At 40.8% G+C, this 20,748-nt stretch carries 11 protein-coding genes and 1 pseudogene; 4 read left to right on the top strand and 8 right to left on the bottom strand.

The window, feature by feature from the left end; all coding sequences use genetic code 11:
* Window positions 1-84: 84 nt before the first annotated feature.
* Window positions 85-2,190, bottom strand: coding sequence for a bifunctional aldolase/short-chain dehydrogenase (locus CWD90_RS18485; protein WP_103477603.1), 2,106 nt, complete (start codon window positions 2,188-2,190; stop codon window positions 85-87).
* Between the two features lie 198 nt (window positions 2,191-2,388).
* Here CWD90_RS18485 and CWD90_RS18490 point away from each other — a divergent pair, with 198 nt between their 5' ends.
* The 4 genes and pseudogenes from CWD90_RS18490 (at window position 2,389) to CWD90_RS18510 (ending at window position 9,953) form a co-directional block, all read left to right on the top strand.
* Window positions 2,389-3,429, top strand: a complete 1,041-nt coding sequence (locus tag CWD90_RS18490) for a GntR family transcriptional regulator (RefSeq protein WP_103477554.1) — start codon at window positions 2,389-2,391, stop codon at window positions 3,427-3,429.
* An 820-nt stretch (window positions 3,430-4,249) separates the two neighbouring features.
* Window positions 4,250-5,915, top strand: a pseudogene (locus CWD90_RS18500) (L-lactate permease).
* A 10-nt stretch (window positions 5,916-5,925) separates the two neighbouring features.
* Entirely contained in the window at window positions 5,926-8,793 is a 2,868-nt protein-coding gene (locus tag CWD90_RS18505; RefSeq protein WP_103477556.1) for an FAD-binding and (Fe-S)-binding domain-containing protein, read from the top strand.
* A gap of 47 nt (window positions 8,794-8,840) precedes the next feature.
* Window positions 8,841-9,953: a pyridoxal-phosphate-dependent aminotransferase family protein gene (locus CWD90_RS18510; RefSeq protein WP_103477557.1), complete on the top strand. Its 1,113-nt coding sequence runs from the start codon at window positions 8,841-8,843 to the stop codon at window positions 9,951-9,953.
* Between the two features lie 682 nt (window positions 9,954-10,635).
* On the opposite strand, the gene CWD90_RS18515 is transcribed toward CWD90_RS18510, so the two are convergent.
* From CWD90_RS18515 to CWD90_RS18545, 7 genes are all read right to left on the bottom strand, one after another.
* Window positions 10,636-12,522 carry a cytochrome-c peroxidase gene (locus CWD90_RS18515; RefSeq protein WP_103477558.1) on the bottom strand — a complete coding sequence of 629 codons (1,887 nt, stop codon included), beginning with the start codon at window positions 12,520-12,522 and terminating at the stop codon, window positions 10,636-10,638.
* A 129-nt stretch (window positions 12,523-12,651) separates the two neighbouring features.
* The gene (locus CWD90_RS18520; RefSeq protein ID WP_103477559.1) at window positions 12,652-14,322 is read right to left on the bottom strand and encodes a metallophosphoesterase; all 1,671 of its coding nucleotides are present in this window, start codon (window positions 14,320-14,322) and stop codon (window positions 12,652-12,654) included.
* On the bottom strand, window positions 14,319-15,188 hold the full coding sequence (locus CWD90_RS18525; RefSeq protein ID WP_157941270.1) for a tetratricopeptide repeat protein: 870 nt from the start codon (window positions 15,186-15,188) through the stop codon (window positions 14,319-14,321). Before CWD90_RS18525 ends, CWD90_RS18520 begins: the two co-directional genes overlap by 4 nt.
* A gap of 416 nt (window positions 15,189-15,604) precedes the next feature.
* Entirely contained in the window at window positions 15,605-17,032 is a 1,428-nt protein-coding gene (locus CWD90_RS18530; RefSeq protein ID WP_103477561.1) for a M20 family peptidase, read from the bottom strand.
* A gap of 174 nt (window positions 17,033-17,206) precedes the next feature.
* Window positions 17,207-17,752: a nuclear transport factor 2 family protein gene (locus tag CWD90_RS18535; RefSeq protein WP_103477562.1), complete on the bottom strand. Its 546-nt coding sequence runs from the start codon at window positions 17,750-17,752 to the stop codon at window positions 17,207-17,209.
* A gap of 52 nt (window positions 17,753-17,804) precedes the next feature.
* On the bottom strand, window positions 17,805-19,370 hold the full coding sequence (locus tag CWD90_RS18540) for an amidase family protein (protein ID WP_103477563.1): 1,566 nt from the start codon (window positions 19,368-19,370) through the stop codon (window positions 17,805-17,807).
* A gap of 140 nt (window positions 19,371-19,510) precedes the next feature.
* Window positions 19,511-20,710 carry a DUF3500 domain-containing protein gene (locus tag CWD90_RS18545; protein WP_103477564.1) on the bottom strand — a complete coding sequence of 400 codons (1,200 nt, stop codon included), beginning with the start codon at window positions 20,708-20,710 and terminating at the stop codon, window positions 19,511-19,513.
* Between the last annotated feature and the right edge of the window lie 38 nt (window positions 20,711-20,748).

A 20,748-nucleotide genomic window follows, 5' to 3' on the forward strand; every position in this document is an offset into this window, starting at 1 on the left:
TTTCCAATTAGAATTAGACCTGTCAGGAATTAGCACACTACCCTGACAGGTCCTAAACAAAACTAACTCAAACTCACTCACTATCTATCTTACAAATGCATTGGCCATACCGCCATCCACATTTATTATATTACCAGTTGTCTTTTCCAAGATGGCAACACAGGCGAAAACACCTTTTGCAATATCCTCTGGATAAATAATTTCGTTCAATAAATTTCTTTTGGCATAATGTGCAGGAAGTTCGTCTACGGTAATTCCGTAAGCTTTGGCCCGACCTTCGGCCCAATCACCTTCCCAAATCTTACTGCCCACAATGACCCCATCAGGGTTTATTGTGTTGACTCTGATCTTATCCCCACCCAATTCGGCGGCCAATAACCGGGCCATATGTTGTTGTGCTGCCTTAGCAGTTCCATAGCCCACATTGTTTGGACCGGAAACAAGACCGTTCTTACTGGCTATACTTATGAAATCACCGCCCAGAGCTTGCTTGCGTAATATGGCAACTGCCTGTTTGGCAAGTTCAAACTGTCCTTTCACTAGAACATTCTGTAAAATGTCCCAATCCTTTTCGGTGGTCTCTTCCAATGGTTTGGAAATGGCAAGTCCTGCACTATGTACCACAATATCTACACCACCAAACTCCAAACATGCTTTTTTATAAGCCTCGGCAATCGATTCACTTTTGGTAACATCGCAAACCGCATAACTTGCTGTATCCGCTTTATAGGTACCCACGGCCTCCTTCAATCGGTCTTCAGCTATATCTGTCAATACCACATTAGCGCCTTCCTTTGCCAATTTATCCGCAATGGCCTTACCTATACCGCCGCCTGCGCCGGTAACCAAGGCAACTTTTCTGGATAGCGGCTGCTCTTTCGGCATACGCTGCAATTTGGCCTCCTCTAGCAACCAATATTCAATATCAAAAGCTTCCTGTCTTGGTAAAGAGGTGTATTCCGTTATGGCCTCCGCACCCCTCATAACATTGATCGCATTGATATAAAATTCACTGGCTACCCTAGTGGTCTGCTTGTTCTTTGCAAAACTGAACATTCCTATACCTGGATAGATAATAATTACGGGGTTCGGGTCGCGCACCGCCGGGCTATTGTCCTTTTTACAGGTCTCATAGTAGTCCTTGTACCCCTTTCTGTACGCTTCAAAGGCCGGTTCCAGTTTTTTCAGTACGGCTTTTGAATCACTTAGATCCTCATTGGCACTAAGATCCAATACCAAGGGCTGAATTTTGGTCCTAAGAAAATGATCGGGACAGGAAGTTCCCATTGGAGCAAGACGTGAAAGGTCGTTACTATTAATAAATTCCAGGACCACATCATTGTCCGTGAAATGCCCTATCATCCTATTTTCCGAAGAACAAAGTCCCCTTAGCAAGGGTATCAGTTGGGAAGCCTTGTCCAAACGCTCCTCTTTAGTTAGCGATTGCAGCTTTTGACCTCCAAAGACACTCCCCTTTTCCTCTATTTTCTTGGCAATATACGCTGAGGCCGATTCTATAACCTCCAAGCTGTTCATGTAACATTCATAAGATGTATCCCCCCAAGTAAAAAGCCCGTGACTTCCCAAAACAATTCCCCTTATTCCAGGATTCTCATTTAAACATTTTTCCAATTGTAGGCCTAGATCAAACCCTGGACGTTGCCATGGCACCCAGCCCATGGTATCTCCCCAGATTTCTTTAGTTACTTTTTCGCTATCCTTGGCAGCTGCTACCGCAATTAGGGCATCCGGATGTAAATGATCTATATGCTTAAAAGGTAACAGTCCGTGTAAGGGGGTATCTATGGACGGAGCCTTACTTTCCAGATCGTAGATACAATGGTTAAAAAGGCCTACCATTCGGTCCTCATCCGAAAGGCCGCCATAAACGTTTTTTAAGTTTCTTAATCTTTCGGTATATAGTCCAGCGATACCGGTCTTATTCAAAGTACCTATATCTCCTCCAGAACCTTTGATCCACATTACCTCCACCTCCTCATTGGTCAGAGGGTCTTTTTCTATGGTCTTACAACTAGTATTGCCTCCCCCATAATTAGTGATTCGAAGATCGGCCCCTAAAATATTGGACCTATAAAGAAAAAGTTCTACTTGGTCGTCACCAAGCGCCTCCGCCCTACTCTCCTCCCAGAGATAATTAACATACTTAAAATTCTTTACGGAATGATTCATATTTAATAGCTTGATAATTTTTATATTCGCTAATGTATAATAGAGTTTCTCTGTTTCCATCCTGCACTGTACTGCAAATAGGTTTTTTTTTGATTTTTTAGGACATTGTGGCAAGGAAAGGAGCTAAATTATTTGTTACTGCCTATGTCGAATCAAAAGCGGTAAACTTATCCATTCAAAATACGCACCATTATAGATATGTACAAATACCTCAAAATCGATGAAAATTCAAGGATCCCTAAATATAGGCAGATAGTAGATTCCATTATCAATAATATTTCCAATGGTAATCTAAAGATCGATGACAAGATTCCTTCTATAAATAGCTTTAGCGAAGAATTTATCCTCTCTCGCGATACTGTGGAAAAGGCATACCAAATTTTAAAGGAACGTAAGATAATTACATCTATAAGAGGAAAGGGATATTATATAGCCCGAACAAAACTCATATCCAAAGTCAATATTCTTTTCCTCATCAACAAGCTAAGTGCCTATAAAATGCGCATTTATAATTCGTTTATAAATACTATAGGAGGCAACTCGCATACAGACCTTCATATTTACCACTGCGACAACTCACTTTTTCTGAATTTATTGGAGAAGAATATTAATGTATATGATTATTACATCATCATGCCGCATTTCAAGACCGATGACCTTAAACACCTAAGTTATACCGAGGAAGCCATTAAGGCCATTAATGGGATACCGAAAGATAAACTTATTTTAATGGACAATAATAATCTTGAAATTGAAGGAAATATTGTTGAAATCTATCAAGATTTTGAAAATGATATCTACAATGCACTGAAGGAAGGATTACCCAAGATATCGAGATATGGGAAATTGATTTTGGTATATCCCGAAAAGGCAGTTTACCCATACCCCAGAAGAATTTTGCACGGCTTTCGTAAATTTTGTGCAAAACACAAATTAGATTTCGAGATCCTAGACGAGATTTTCGATGACATCATTCTTAAAAAGGGTGATCTTTTTATCACCATTGAAGAAACCGACTTGGTGAGCTTGGTGAATCAGATCCGTGACAAGGAGTTTATTTTAGGGGTTGAAATAGGTGTAATATCCTATAATGACACACCCTTAAAGGAGTTACTTGGCATCACCGTTATCTCTACAGATTTCAAGGTTATGGGTGAAACTGCTTCCCGTATGATCCTAAACCACGAGAAAGGTAAAATTAAGAATCCTTTTAATTTTATAGATAGAAATTCCATCTAAGCCTGGGTCTATAATTTGAATTAGGCAAAGTGGAGAACGCATATTTTTATAAAGATGTGTAAGTCAAGGTATCCATACTGCACGGCTGTTCCTTTCAGGCCGCTTTCACTAGGGTGAACATAGGCTAATGGACGCCTTCCCCAGCCCGTTGTTAAAACCCCTTGATTTTAGGAGCTACCTAGTAAAGAAGGGTCTTTTCTCCGGCCCCAACGGTAGGCGGGTTTGTTTAGCTCATGGCTGGTTATTTTCCTATATATAAGTTTCAATCAAAACAAAACTCAAATAACATAGGAATCAATTAATTAAAGCTGATATTTCTGTCTCCTCGAGCGCAGTCGAGTGGTATTGGACACTTATTTCATTGAAATGAGGTCTGGACTCCGCTATTAGATTAGCATTATTAAATTTATAGATGTTTAATTTATTGAAATTACTGAACACCTTCAATTAATCAACTGACATTTTAAATATAAAGTGAAAAATGTCACTTAAAAAATGTCCTATTTTTAGGGAAGCTTTGAATACTACTTTATTCTTTTCTTGATTAACATAATATTTTTTTATCTTTCCTTGAACGCTAAAGTCAAGTATTGAATATTTTTTGAAATCCCAAGCCGAATTCTTGGTTAAACTATGCCATAGTAGCTATGCCGTCTTTATCCCTTCAAAGGATGAAAAGGTCCATAGGCTGACTATAGAAAAAGTGGCCCAAGATAACAGAAACGAGACCGGGCAGGGTTATGATGACATGTGGGTTGACCATTCGTTTTTTTGCCAATAGACATAGTACCAACCAATATAAAACAATAACCCACTGAATATGTCACCATCGATAATAGCATTTTTGGCGGTCGTTCCGATCTTAACGGCCGCAGTTCTTTTAGTGGGATTTAGAACCCCGGCCAAAATAGCCATGCCCATTTCCTTTTTGGTCACTGTCCTTGTCGCCTTTACGGCTTGGGATATTGCCATCATCGATATTTTGGCCTCCAGTATCCAAGGGCTGTTCATCACCTTTGACATTCTGTATATTGTATTTGGAGCTATTGTCCTCTTGAACCTGCTTAAATATTCAACCGCACTCCGGGCGATACGCAAAGGTTTTGCCGATATATGAGGATCGAAGAGTACAGGTCGTCATCATTGCTTGGTTGTTCGGTTCCTTTATCGAAGGGGCCGCCGGGTTTGGAACGCCCGCTGCAATTGTGGCACCCCTATTGGTGGGGATGGGATTTCCTGCATTTTGTGCCGTAATGTTGGGCATGATGGTGCAGAGTACAGCGGTATCCTTTGGAGCAGTGGGTACCCCTATTTTGGTTGGTGTAAGTGGGGGTATCCAAAGTCCCGAATTCACTGCCGAGCTAGCTGCGTCAGGACTTGAACTTTCCGATTACATACAGATGGTAACCTCCCAAGTAGTTCTCCTACACGGAATAACCGGAACCCTTATGCCCACTCTCATGGTCTGCATGATGACCCGCTTTTTTGGAAAGAACAAGTCTTGGAAAGAAGGGCTTCGGATACTGCCCTTTACCATTTTCGGTGGACTTGCGTTTACAGTGCCCTATGTGCTTACAGGCCTATTTTTGGGACCCGAGTTTCCGTCAATGCTCGGCGCATTGGTAGCCATACCTATAGTGGTATTCGCAGCAAAACGCGGCTTCCTGGTGCCCAAGAAAACCTGGGACTTCGACAAGGAAAAGAATTGGCCTTCCGTTTGGTTTGGTACCTTGAACGTAAAATTGAACGGTGATAAAGAAGAAAAAAGAATGCCCTTGGTCAAGGCATGGTTACCTTATCTCATTATGGCCGCCTTATTGGTAATTTCCCGACTTCCACAATTACCTATAAAAGCGTGGCTTACAGATATCAAGATAGCGTGGACCGGAATATTAGGCACCTCCATATCCGCCTCCAGCAGCCCACTATATTTGCCCGGAACCATTTTGCTCTTGGCGGGCATAATTACCATTTGGCTACATAAAATGAAATCGGGCAAGGTCAGGATTGCTTTTAAAGACAGTGCAAAAATGTTGTTGGGTGCAGGGTTTGTACTCATTTTCACGGTGCCCATGGTCCGCATCTATATCAATTCTGGTTTAAACCCATCAGGCCTTCCCGGCATGCCCATAGCCATGGCAGAATGGGTGGCCGGTAATGTGGGCGACATATATCCGTTGTTCGCCCCTTCAATAGGTGCCTTGGGAGCCTTTATTGCAGGTAGTAATACAGTGAGCAACCTTATGTTCACCCTGTTCCAATACGGGGTGGCCATAAAACTGGCGATGCCTTCTTTTATTGTGGTAGCACTTCAGGCAACGGGCGCGGCGGCCGGCAATATGATAGCGATCCATAACGTTGTGGCCGCTTCGGCTACCGTAGGCTTTCTCGGTAAGGAAGGTATGGTACTTAGAAAGACCATAATACCGACCCTATATTATTTATTGGTTGTGGGACTTTTAGGTCTTATATTTATTTTCTATTAATTTCATTACTATGAAAAATATATTCGATGGCTTACGGGATTCGATCCAAGGGGAAGTGCTAACGGACAACTACTCCTTGGGCATGTACGCCACCGATGCCAGCATCTACCAGATTAAACCCCTTGCAGTTGTTTTGCCAAGGGATTCCGAGGATGTAAAAAAAGCCGTTGCCGTGGCCTACGAAAACAAAATAACGATACTTCCTCGTGGCGCCGGTACCAGTCTGGCGGGGCAAACGGTTGGTGAATCCATGATACTGGATTTTTCAAAACACATGAACAGCTTGTTGGAAATAAACGAAGCTGAAAAATGGGTGCGGGTACAACCTGGTATGGTCAGGGACAATCTAAACGAGGTCTTAAAGCCCTATGGCCTGCATTTTGCCCCAGATCCCGCAACCAGCAGTAGAGCAAACGTAGGGGGAATGGTCGGCAACAATTCTTCAGGAACCAAAAGTATATTATATGGTAAAACCGTAGACCATGTTCTTGAAGCTTCCGTACTATTGGCAGATGGCACCCAATTGCACCTAAAGAACTGTCCACCAGTGGAATATTCGGAAAAGGCCTCGCAAACGGATAGGGAAGGTGAAATTTATGCCTCCTTTAAAAAACTGATACATACCCATTCCGAAGAGATTAAAGAACGTTTTCCTAAAGTAATGCGCAGGGTCGGCGGTTATAATTTGGATGAATTCACCTATACCGACCAATGGAATTTGGGCAAATTGATATGTGGCAGCGAAGGCACCTTGGCAACAACATTAGAGCTGAAACTAAATTTAACGGATCTGCCCACGCATAGGTCAGTCTGTGTCGTACATTTTACAGAAGTCTTGGAAGCCATTTCCGCGGTGGAATCCATGTTACCCTACACCCCTTCGGCCATTGAAATATTGGATAAGACCGTAATCGATCTAAGCCGGCAAAATTTAACTACCAAACATCATTGCCATTTTATAGAAGAGAATCCCGCTGCAATATTGATCGTAGAATTTTACGGGGATACCATGGAAGATGTGATGGACAGACCCAGGCGCATGATCGCCCAATTAAAGGACAATGACGTTGGATATGCCTACCCGCTTTTTCCGGAAGGGCAGGCCTATGAAGATGTATGGGTTATCCGCAAAAAGGGATTGGGACTCATGTTGGGCATCAAAGGAAACAAAAAACCACTGGCCTTTATCGAGGATGCGGGAATACCCTCTAAACATTTACCGGAATATATCGCCCAAGTTTTGAAGGTTTGTGAAAAACATGGCACAAAGGCAGCCATGTATGCCCATGCCAGCGTGGGCGTAATCCACGTACGTCCCATATTGGACCTAAGACTGGCCGAGGACATTGAGCGATTGAAGGCTATTACCGAAGATACTTTTGAACTAGTGATGAAATACAAAGGATCATGGAGCGGGGAGCATGGCGATGGACTAGTACGAAGTGCCTATAACAAACGCTTCTTCGGAGAAACCCTGTACGGGGCCTTTTTGGAAATAAAAAAACTTTTTGACCCCAATAACCTGATGAACCCAGGTAAAATTGTAGAGGCACAGTCCATAGAACACAATTTACGCTATGGTACGGGGTATAAAGATCAGACTGTAAAAACCGAATATCAATATAAGACCGAAGAGGGTTTTGCTGCTTCGGTACATATGTGCACCGGGGTTGGGGAATGCCGAAAAATACTTGGGGGAACCATGTGTCCCAGTTTTAAGGCCACCAGGGAGGAGGAACATTCCACCCGTGGCAGGGCCAATGCACTTCGATTGGCCATGTCCAACCAATTGGGACCGGAGGGCCTGGCCAGCCAACGCCTTCACGAGGTCATGGATCTCTGCCTGTCCTGTAAGGCCTGTAAATCTGAATGTCCCAGCAATGTGGATATGGCAAAAATGAAAAGTGATTCCCTTCAAATGTACTATGATGAGCATGGCATCACCTTTAGGGATAAATTGATACGCGAATCGGCTAAAGCAGCTGGGAATATCTCTGGGTGGAAGGCCGGTATGGTAAATACCCTTCAAAGGAGTATTCTATTCCGTTCGCTGTTGGAACGTACCGCAAAATTCGACAAGCGAAGGACCTTGCCCGATTTTACAAAAGAACCGTTTTATAAATGGTTTGCCAAACACGCACATAAAACCAACATGGGCGATAAAAAAGTGGTGCTGTTCGCGGATACCTATCTTAATTATCACGAGCCACAGATTGGCATCTCCGCCCTGCAACTTTTAAATTCCTGCGGCTATGAGGTTATTTTAGCTAATGTAGGTTGCTGTCAAAGACCAAAAATATCTCATGGCTTTTTAAGGGATGCGAAAAAAGAAGGGGCCAAAACCATAGCAGGCTTAAAGCCATTTTTAGATCAAGGTTTAAAAGTGCTGGTTTGCGAACCTAGTTGTGCTTCTGCATTAAACGATGACTTACCAGATTTAATTGCCGACCAAGACATAGCCGATCAATTAAAAAATGGCGTTATGATGATCGACGTTTTTCTAGCCGATGAATACGAAAAGGGATCTTTGGAGGTCCATTTCGAATCCGCTTCAGAAGGTATTGCCATTCACGGACATTGTCATCAAAAAGCTTTGTATGGCACAAATGCTATGAAATCTTTATTAAGGAATTCCAAGAATGTCACAGAGATTCCATCAGGGTGTTGCGGAATGGCGGGTTCTTTTGGATACGAAAAGGAGCATTATAATTTATCCAAAAAGATTGGGGAGGAAATTCTATTTCCGGCGGTAGAAAAACTGCAAAAAGACCATAAAATCGTGGCCTGCGGATTCAGCTGCCGTCACCAAATACAGCATTTTACAAGCACAAGGCCCATACATTTTGTGGAGGCCATTAGAGCCGTAAAAAATAATTGATTTAATTTAAAAATATTTTTAAAACCATCCATATAAAAAATACAATAATGGCAAAAATTGATGAAATGAAAACAAGCACTAGGATCTTGATGGGTCCTGGGCCAAGTGACGTACATCCTCGGGTATTAAGGGCAATGGCCACGCCTTTGGTAGGGCATTTAGATCCCGAATTTTTAGTAGTGATGGACGATATCAAGTTTATGGTACAGGAGACCCTGAAGACCAAGAACGAACTTACCTTTGTGGTCTCGGCTCCTGGAAGTGCCGGGATGGAAACCTGTTTGGTGAACTTGCTGGAACCTGGCGATGAGGCCGTAATCTGTATCAATGGAGTTTTCGGTACCCGTTTGGCCGATATTGCAGAACGTTGCGGTGCAAAAGTGATCAAGGTTGAAGCTGATTGGGGGAAAACTATTGATCCCAAAGCCGTAAAAAAAGCCTTGGCAAGTTGTAATCCCAAATTATTGGCCATTGTACATGCCGAAACTTCAACAGGCGTTTTACAACCTTTGGAGGAAATTAGTAAACTAACGAAAAATGCAGGTGCCTTGTTGGTTGTGGATGCTGTAACCTCATATTGCGGAACCCATTTAAAAGTGGATGAATGGGGAATAGATGCCCTATATTCCGGGAGTCAAAAATGTTTAAGTGCCCCTCCTGGCCTATCACCTGTTACCTTTAGTCAGGCAGCGATAGATGTCCTTGACCGTAGGAAGACCAAAGTGCAGAGTTGGTTTTTAGATCTTACCTTGGTCAAGAATTACTGGGCCGGTGCTAAAAGGGCCTATCATCATACAGCCCCCATTTCGGCCATGTATGCCATGCGCGAAGCCCTGCGAATCGTCATGGAAGAGGGCTTGGAAAATCGTTTTGCACGTCATCAAAAAAATCATGAGCTACTGCGGGATGGACTCGAAAGCCTAGGTTTTGAATTTCTGGTGGAAAAACAACACCGACTCCCTATGTTAAATGCCGTACGGATTCCTGAAGGCGTGAATGATGTGGAGGTTAGAAAGCAGTTGCTTGAAAAGTACAATATTGAGATCGGTGGCGGCCTGGGGCCATTTGCTGGAAAAATATGGCGAATTGGACTAATGGGTGAAAGCTCTAATGCCAATCATGTGAATATGTTATTGGCGGCATTGAAAGATGTAATGTGAAATAGCAATTAGAAAACGAAGACTGAATTTATCGGATTAAACTTCTATAAATTTAATAATGCTTATTTAATAGGCCGTCGAGACCTCAATTTAAAATATAACTGCCTTAAAACTCTCGACTACGGTACCTATGAAGTAATAGCCATAAGTCACAATGCTCAAGAAATAACCTCGTGGGCAAAAATAGACAGGCAATGATGATAGCTGGGGCTCCTTCCCTTAGATAAGGGAAGGTGGATCCTCAGCTAGCTGCGGAGGAGACGGAAGGGATTGACAGCCCATGTCCTCGGGGAGGTGACAATAGATTGGGGATAGGTTTAGGGTGCGGGATTTCCAACTCCCCTTTCTTTCACGCCAAATGGCGCAAAATTCATTCCCCTCTACGTTCCAAGAGGGGAGCCAATAGTTTTAGCATACAAAAGGAGTTCTTTCCCAATAGTTCATGACTCCGCTCGACCGGACACGGCAGTCACTTCGACATGAGCCCTTTTTCGGGCGATTGAGAAGTCACACATATTTGGTCAGAGCGACTTGTGTGATTTCTCATATTCATTCGAAATGACTCCTACTTCCTTTTAACTTTTATCTGCCAACTCCTTACTGACTCCTATTTCGACTCCACCAAGTCTGGCGATAGGCAGGTTCCATGAGACAGAAACACAACAATTTGATCATTAACCAATTAATTCCCACTAGCCCCATATTCGGGTACATCTGATAGTGTTTCCATAAAGGAAATAATATCTTCAATTTCTTGCTGGGACAGTTCTAAGGGTGCTTCGGGCAGCGTTTGGTTTTCCACCTCCAAACCCATCCCAGCGCCTCCGCCCAGGTTGTAAAACGCCAAAACATCTTCCAAGCTACCAAATAAACCATTGTGCATGTAGGGTGCTGTTAAGGCTATATTTCTGACAGTAACCGTTTTGAACGAATTTTTAAAAAAAGGATGATTGTCCATTTTTAGACCATTGCCAAGGCGTCCCATATCCGTATCCAACTTTGGGGCAATGGAATCAAAGCCCTGGGAAATGCCCAAAACCTCCGATTCCGATTCTAGATAAAAAGGAGGAATGGTACCATTGAACACCGGTGCAAAATGACAACTTCCGCAGGCCGCTTTACCCATAAACAAATTAAATCCCCTTTTGGCATTCTCGGGATACTCCTTTGTTTCGTTACGCACAAATTTATCAAACGGACTATTGAAGGATTTTAAAGAGTTTACATAGGCCGCAATGGCATTACTAATAGAACGCTGATTAATATCCTCTTTATCAATACCGCCATAAGCCTTTTTAAATAGTTTATTATAGACAGCATTCTTATTGAGTTTACCAATAATCGCATCAAAATCGGTATTGAACTCCAAATCGTTATCTATGACGTGTACCACTTGTTTTTCAAGATCAAATGCGCGCATGTCCCAAAAATAACGTGTGGAATAGCCTGCATCCATCAAAGTTGGGGCATTTCTTGCCGTAAAAACACCTTTTTGATTGGATACACTTTTAGGCAAACCATCGGAAAAACCTTTATTTGGGTTATGACAACTTATACAGGCCATGACATTGTCCTTGGAAAGCTGTGGATCCCGGAACAACAATTTACCCAACGCTATAGTCTTAGGGTTATCCAAAGGCAGGTAAACCAGTTCTGAATAAAAATCCGTATTCAGAAAATCAATGTCGAATATATTCCTGGCCCGATAGTTTTGGGCATGCTTTTTATAAGGCTCTAGCGCAATGTTATTTACATTTTGAAATTCCAACAAGGCCGCATACAAGGGGTTGACCACTTCCTTTAAAAATGCCAACCTATCAAAATCATTAAAAGCGGTATTGGCATTTAATATTTTCCTGCCCTTGGCAAAGTGTTTTTTAATGGCTTCAAATTCAGCCTTGGCTTCAGGGGAAATACCTGATTCAAAATATAAAAATGTGGTTGCCATGCTTTGCCAACTCACATAACTTTCTTTCAAACCATTAACAGAACCTGGAGTATCATATCCTGTTACCCCCAAGGTAAAAATCCTAACAATACCGGACCGGATACACTCTATAATCTGGCTCGACTTTAAATGAATAGGCAAATGTATTTTTGCAATAAAATCTACCCGCTCCTTAAGTCCGTTGGCCAATACTTTTATGTGCTGCAAATTTTCATTTGAAGCTTCCCCATAAACAGCTTCATCCAACGCCTGTAAGCCGCCAGGTGCAATAACCTTTTCGGCTTCAAAATATTCGCTTACCTTAGGCAAAGGCGCTCCATTGATATAAGTACCATTGTAGAAGGTTTGGTAATAATCAAAAATAAATTCGATCTCCTTATAGACCAACCTAGTTTTTTCAACCTGCCTTTTCAGCGACTCCCATTCGTTCACAGAGGATGCATTATTGGCAAGGGCGACCAATGAATCCACCTCATTTTGAAACTTGTGAAAATTGGCCGCATATAGTGCTGCTACTTTTTCTGGAATAGTATCCTTTTGATAGGTATTGGCTGTCTTCCTCCCGGACAACATCAACAGACAAATAAAAATAGACCCCAATAAAATGCTTGTCTTCTTCATTTTCAACAACCGCTTTCCACCATTTTATGGGCTATTATACTACCTCTATCATTGCTTTCCCACTTTGGGCAAATCCATTCAAGTGGATACTATTGAATATTCATTTTAGAAAGAACCTTTTTGGCCAAACTATTCTATCGTAATAGACTCGGTATACCCTTTTTTGTCTGTAATGACTTCAATAACATACAGGCCTTTTGCCAGCTTACCAACATTGATGGATTTCTTTCTACTTTTCTTCACCAATTTCCCAATGTTGTTATAGAATTTAACTTTCTTAAGTCGCTCATTTTTATCCAATTTAAGGTTGACCACATCCTTGTCGGCATCATAAATTAGCCCTGCACTTTTTTGTCCAAATTCTTTTGTGTTAGCTTTAAGTGCTATTCCTGATTTGTTGATGGTGAAATAATCATCTATGCCATCGGTATCCCTTATAAACTTTACGGTCAGGTTTTGTCCTCCCTTACCATCATCTTCCACCTCCATAACACAAGAGCCCATTTGGTTCAAGGACACGGACATGGCTTGGTGGTTTAGGTCACCCCCAGAAATTTTACCGGCAGATCCGGTAGTTATATAAACGGCACCTTCCGCAGCTGCACTGGTTTTTTGGTAGGCACCATTGCTATCCGCTTTGCCGTCCCCATATCCAGTTGATCCAACAGTATGGCCACCCTTCGAAATTTCATCCGGGTTAAACGTATTGGCAAATCCATAATGCCCGTTCAAGAAATAAGAGCGTTCATAAGAATGGCTATGTCCGTTTAGAATGAGATCCACTCCGTTAGCTTCCATCATAGGCATAAAGTTATTCCTCATTTCAATAAGTCGATCTTCGGTATCGGAGTCATGGGACCCTTTTGTATATATTGGATGATGAAACAAGGTCACGATCCAATCTTGTTTGGTATTTTGAATATCGGCCTTTGTCCAGTTGTACATGGCACCTCCAACTTCGCGACTTGTATGATGGGAATCCAGTACTATAAAGTGGATATTGGCATAATCATAAGAATAATAGGCCTCTGTTCCAGAGGGTGTGCCTCCGGCCTGTCCAGTGGTTGGGAAGGTAAAAATATCATAATAGGGACCGGATTGTGTAGCCGAATCGGCCGACTTGCCATCGTGGTTACCCAAGCAGGACCATGCTACGGATTTTTTCAACATATCGTCATAAATGTCAAAAAAGGCATTTTGATATTCTTGATCCGTGCCACTGCCATAGGCGTTATCCCCTAAAAACAACATCATATCTGTCTTACCGCTATTTTGGGGAGCAGCGTCCACATAATCGTAATAAGCATCCCTTACGTTCCTCTGATTGTTATTGGCCGTACCTGCATCTCCCAAAATCCAAGCACGTACAAATTGTTTGGTACCCGCTTTAGGGGCTGTTATTATGTACATATCGCCAGAAGCACTTTCGGACAGCACTCCTGCTTTATTACCAATATTGAAATAATATTTAGTATTAGGGCTTAAACCGGATAAGGAAACTTCGTGTTCGGTGGTCAAAGCTGTATTTTTTGCTTTCTTGGACAATGAATTTAATACCGTCCCATAATGCACAAAGGATTCGGTTGCGATATCCGTTCTCCATTTTACCACAACAGATGTTGGGGTACCACTTTGTAAATAAGGGCCTCTTTCTACCCCTACCGAAGGTGAATTCTGAGAAAGGTCAATATTGTTGGTTACCGCAACAGCACTTACATTGGGAAGATCTACATTAGAGGTTTGGGCAATTGAAACCACCGTACATAGGGTGGCTAGCAAAAAGGTACTTTTTCTGATCATGATTTTTGTTTGTTAATGGAGCTTTCCAATCTCTTTATTTGTTCTTTTAATTCTATTACGGGGCTCATATTTTTAAACTTTGCATTCAATTGCTCAATAGCAACCGTAGCCAATTTTAACGATATGAAGGCCTCATGGGGTTTATTTATTTCCGTTAAATACTTCGCTTTTTTATAATACCAGAACTCTTTTCTGTTGTATTCAAGGATAAAATAATTGTATTGTTCCAATGCCTTTTCAGTTTGATCGGAATCCTTTAAATAGTCCAATTTTTTAAGCTGAAGCGATATGGTGTGCGGGCCAAGTTGGTCCAGGCCATATTCAAGCGCCTCCAAAGCACCTTTATAATTTTTGTTGTTTTCAGCGAGTATGATGCTACTGTATTCCAATATATCCTCGGGCCGAATGTCCGTCATATTATGGATAACATAACCATACCCCTCCAAGGATTTTTTATATGATTTTAGATTGAAAAGTATTTGAGCCTCCAGTTTTTTAGCGCTTAAGTCAATGCTATCCAATTCCAAATAGGAGCCTATACTTCTTAAGGCCTCGGTGTACTCTTCGGTTAAATAGTGAACCTCGGCAATTTGATAATGTAGCGCTTTGGTTGTATTTCCCAAGGATTGGGATTTAAGGTAATCTTCCAGGGCATAGGGGTACTCCATGTGCTGTTGATACAACAACCCTCTTTCATAGTAGAGTTTAAAATCGTTTGGATTTTCGGATATCTCTATCGTTTTTTCAGCTATACGTATGGTTAAGTCCCCATGAGCAAACACTTGCATGGACAATGATAAAAACAGAAGTATAAGTAGCGTTCTGTTAATCACGAAATGTAGATACCCCTTATTATTAAAAATCATTTACAATGGTTAACATAATTTCCTTTTACCAAAACTTCCTCCATAAAGTAAAATTTAAAAGAGAGACACCGCTATTGACGTACATTTTCAACATATGCACCCCCAACTTTGGTTTATTTTCTCATTTTAGGATGGAATTTTATCATTTTTAACGGCTCTGACATGCCGCTATCAAACGTATTGAAACAAAATTAAATGTGTTTTTATGGCGAGTTAATCTTTTGTTAAAAGAGAAAAGAAGATTCTTTCGAAAATTGGGTAAAACATCAAGGATTAGAAGCTTATTCTATTATTTTTTTTGATACACTGCTAACGGCTAGAGTAAAATACGTTTAAAGGCGCTATATACGTTATGGTGCTTTCGTTATTTTGTGCCTCAAAATTCTGTTTCGAACGAAAAGAGCACTAATTAGTGCCTAATTAAATTTCTTAATCAAGTGGTACGAAAACTCAATAATTTCTGAGTAGTTGTCCTTACTGATTTTTTCGTCAACACCATGAAAGCGCGTTATAGTTTCAGGTCCAATACGAATTGGATAAAAACGATAAACATTATCCGAAAGCTCATAAAAATAGCGGGCATCAGTAGCTCCCCCTAATAAACCGGGAACCACAATACTGTTCGGAAACACATCTCGAATAGTTTTTTCAAGAATTCTATAGGCTTCTGAATCTATACTCGAAACTGGCGAAGGATCCGTTAAAAAGCCAACAGCCTCTACTTTTATTTTATCCGATATGGTACTTTCAATGTGTTGTTTTACAGATGCTATAGTTTCTCCTGGCAGAATTCTAAAATTAATCGTTGCTTCTGCTATAGTAGGAATTACATTATTCTTAACCCCACCATCAATTATAGTCGGAGCCGTTGTGGTATGTGCATTCAAGGCTTCAAGGATCGGTTTTTGAAATAACCAAGGGTTGGCAAATGCCAGCTTTTTGAAAAAAGGTAATTCTGCACCCATGTATTCTAACTGGTTATCAATAGGTTTTACGAGTTTATATGGCAACTGATTATTTTCCAAGTCAACAATGGCTTTGGCCAACATTCCAATAGTGTTTTCTCTAGGCGGTTGTGAGCTATGACCTCCTTTGGTCTCAACAGTAAGCTTAAATGAAGAAAAACCCTTTTCAGCTAAATTGATCATAGCGATAGGGTTGTTAATACCGGGAACCATGTTTTCAGCTATAAAACCGCCTTCGTCAAGTGTCATTGCTGCATGAACACCTTTTGCTTTTAAATGTTTTGCGATTTCCGCAGCCCCCTTTACACCACCAACTTCCTCATCATGACCAAAAGCAAGGTAAATAGTTTGTGATGGCACAAATGATTCTTCAAGTAGCTTCTCCACTGCTTCCAATAGGCCTATTAAAGTGCCTTTATCATCCATTGTACCACGACCTATAATAGCTGTCCCAGTAATTTCACCCTCAAAAGGCCCTCCTTCCCATTGATCTAAAGTGGGCTGATCTACAGGAACGACGTCTTGGTGCGACATAAAAATAATTGGTTTTTTGGATGCGTCCGATCCTTCCGAGGTATACAATAAACTGTAGGTGTTAATTTTTTCCAGGGATAGTTTAGCATGTGTTAACGGAAAGGTTTCTTTAAGGAACCTATGGAAGCCGAAAAAAGCGGTTGAATCGGGAATGGCATCTTCGCTAGAGGAAATTGTTGGGTATTGTATCCCTTTTGCAAGGTTTTGAAAGACATCTTTTGGTAGTTCTATGTTATCTAGACGCTCTGAAGCTACCTGCTTAGAATTGAGCATTAAAGTATTGAAAATCAACACTCCTAATAGGATAACAATGGCTACAACAATTAAAAGAACTATTTTTTTCATACGGACGGGATTAAATTTATTGAAGTGGTTTTATCATTGGGCAGGAGTTGGTCATAATGAAGGCTTATAATCTGAATAAAATGCGTTTCAATGCACTTTGTTTGGTGTTGGTGGATCGTTTCCCTTTTCCATTTGACTTTAAATAATTTCGTTTTGAAATATTAAAAATTAACGCTATTCCGAACTTACTACATTTGAGGCATGTATATGGACTATTTGCCACCCAACATCGTTTTTCGCAAGGACAATGGTTCTTCTTGAAAGCGATTTACCATTATCTAAGTGAAAGGTTACAATTGCAGCAGCATTGAGCATTGTAATTTTTAAATCTTCTGGCTCAAGTTGCATAAAAGGCGGTTGTAAACCACTTTCCCGTATGCCATTTATAACCTGTTTCATTTGAGGGTCAAGCCCATATATTCTTTTATAATTAGCATTATCAATTGGTCCTAATGAATCATTTGACATTATCGCTCTGGGAAAAATATATGCATCATCAGTCATTAAAGCTTCCATCGTTTCAAAATCTCCATTTTCAAATGCCCTAAGAAATTTGTCGAGCGTAGCAATTACCTCTTTTTCCTCATCTACGTTTGGCTTTGTTGAATTACATGCCGTTTGAAAAATACCAATTGTAAATATTGCACCTAGGATTAAAAATTTTTGCATAATTCTACTGTTCAAATTGCTTTCATTAATTTTTCTGCTGAGTTTTATCATAATTTTATTTTCTTTTTTTAACGACCTCCAACGGACTTTATTAAAATGAGGATCAATGCATTTTATCTTTTGTTATAGCCTTTTCTAAATTCGGTTTTCGTCTATGTTTTGTTCCCTGTTCATAGGAGTATGCAAGTCTTATTAATGTCGATTCTGAATACATTCGCCCTAGAAATTCCACCCCTGTCGGTAAATTATCCTGCATAAAACCCATGGGAATTGTAAATGCCGGTTGACCTGTATGAGGTGCGACAGCTCCAGTATTTTCACCAGTGTATTCTTCAACTATAGAATCCATCTTGTATGGTTTTATATTCCAGGTCGGATAAATAAGTGCATCGAGGTTTAATGAATCCATATAGTTTTCAATGGAATTCCGAAACGCTATTCTCAATTCATCTGAGTACGCATCTAAACATTCAATTTCGGGATTCTCTGGTCGACCGCCGTGGGTCGTATAGAACTTTAAACGCTTTTCCGTGAATGTTGACTTCGTACCTATTCTGATAATATCATCAAGTGAACTAATGGTATCGTTCTTAACTTGCGTAATTAAGTAGTTTTCAATATCTGTTTTGAAATCGGAACACCAATGGTTTTTCCGAAGGGATAAAAAATTAGGGATGTCAACCGGATCAATGATCTCTGCACCCAATTTCGTCATATCTTCAATAGATTGTTCAAAGAGGGCTGAAACTTCAGGGTCCATTTGGGTTTCAATTATTTCCCTAAGAACCCCAATTCGGGATCCGATCAACCCGTCTTTCTTGAGAAACTGAATATAGTTGTCAGTTACTCTACCTTCAGAATATTTCGTCAATTCATCCCCTGGATCATAACCGCTAATAACTTGTAGAACTCGTGTGGCATCTTCAACGGTCCGGCACATTGGTCCGGCCATGTCCTGTCTGAGTTCGCATGGTACAATTCCGGATCTACTAACCAAACCCATAGTTGGTCTGAAGCCTACCAATGAACCATTAGATGAGGGTAGACGAATAGAACCCCCAGTATCAGTACCTAATCCTATTACGCCAAAATTGGCTGCAATAGAAGCACCTGTGCCTCCACTTGAACCTGCCGAGGTATAATCTTGATTATATGCATTTAAGGTTGAGCCATTAGTTGAGCTATACGATCCCCATGGAGTAAATGCCCATTCTGCCATATTCGATTTAGCTAAAATAATAGCTCCTGCTTCGACTAATTTTGAGATAATGAACGCATCTTTTTCAGGAATGAAATTTTGAAGAGCTAGTGCACCAGCAGTAGTTTCAATTCCTTTAGTATGGATGTTGTTTTTTACAATTACAGGTATACCATGGAGCGGACGAAGTATCTTGGTACGCTGATATTCGTCATCGAGTGCTTTAGCAATTGCTAGAACGTCTGGGTTGATTGAGTTAATAGCATTTATGGTTGGGTCAAGCTCCTGAATTCTTTCCAAAAAAGCCGAAACCAATTTTTGACTATTGTATTCACCTTTTTCGAAAGCTTTATGAATATTTTGGATTGTCAGTTCTCCAAGATTTATTGGAGCTGGTTTCTTATTGGTTTGACACCCAAAAATTCCTGAGAATATGAAGATGCCGATAAAAATTAATCTATGAGTTTTCATATTTAGTCTAATTGGCGATAACGGTTGAATAAACGCCTGTTTTCCTGCCCGCCGGTTTATGTGCCGTAGGCATACAGGTAAGAATAGCGTTTAGTTTTTGTTGGACACTTTAATATTCGATTTCACACATGAAATTTATTTTATTTGTGGTGTGGGTGTTCTTTGTAATGCTGCTTGAGTAGGTCTTTGCCATAATCATTGCCGTTTGGTGTACGTACAACGGCATGAATATGTTGCCGATGTACATCAGTTCCATATAATTTTTTTGTAGCTATTGGTTTCTGATGATCAAATTCAATTAACACCACAGGACTAAGTATCCGATAGTAGTAGACAGAATTGTCTTCGCTCCCTCCGATCCAAGTAAACCATGTATCATTAATGTATTTCTCCACCTCGTCCATCTTGACTTTCGCATGACCATCATCCATATTGTCTACATAAAGTTTTATCAATAGGAGTAACTGATCCTTTTGTTCCATCGTAAATGACGATGCGTTTACACCTGTGTAGTCCAGCACTATGTTGTCTTTGAAAGCTTCTGTCAGGTTATTATTTCCTTCTTTTGATAGCTCGATTACATCCTCACTCCTTTGCTTGTCATTTAAAGACTTAAGCAATTGTAATCCCGAATCCTGTTCATCCTGCAAAATTTCAATTCCTTTGTACTTTCCTGTTTCAGCAATTACGGGCTCTGATCCAACAAATAATGGGGTCATTACGACCTGGTCGCCTAAAACAAAATAGTTGATTATAAGGTGGTGTCCATCCATTTGCCAACCCCATGGTTCGGTTTCTGAAGGCTCCCCCATAATAGTTATCCAATAAAGCCATTCACCATATTCCTGGAAGTTATTATTAATCTCCCCCAGAGTGTAATTTAACTTCATAATATCCCTGCCTAATTTTAACCCTTTTACGCTGAGTGAAGCACTCATTAAGTCAAATGCCGCACTACGTTGTTTGTCTGACATATCAACGAAACCTACCCCCTGTCGAACATAGAAGTGCTGATTCATCCATTTTCGCCACTCATCGTCATCTACGGAAAATTTTACTTTACCCTGTTGGTTACGGTCCAGGGATTCCAGAAAGGCCCTGGCTGCATTTCGGACGGGTTCCGTAGATACACCAGTGGAGTTGAGTTCGAAAAGACCTTCCTGGACATTTCCATCAATTGTAATACCCTTAAATGGTACTGCCAAGCCTTTTTGCTCATTCTCGATGGATATTTGTCTATATCTTTCCTTTCGTTCTAGATCTGTTATTTGTGCGAAAACTTGACTGCCAAATGAGATTAATAAAAACAAAAAGATAAATTGAAAGGAGTATCTTTTCATGGGTTTAAAATTAGTGGTTAATCTTTTTGTATCTAACG

Origin of the sequence: Arenibacter catalasegens (assembly GCF_002909235.1) — a bacterium.
Lineage (GTDB): Bacteria > Bacteroidota > Bacteroidia > Flavobacteriales > Flavobacteriaceae > Arenibacter > Arenibacter catalasegens.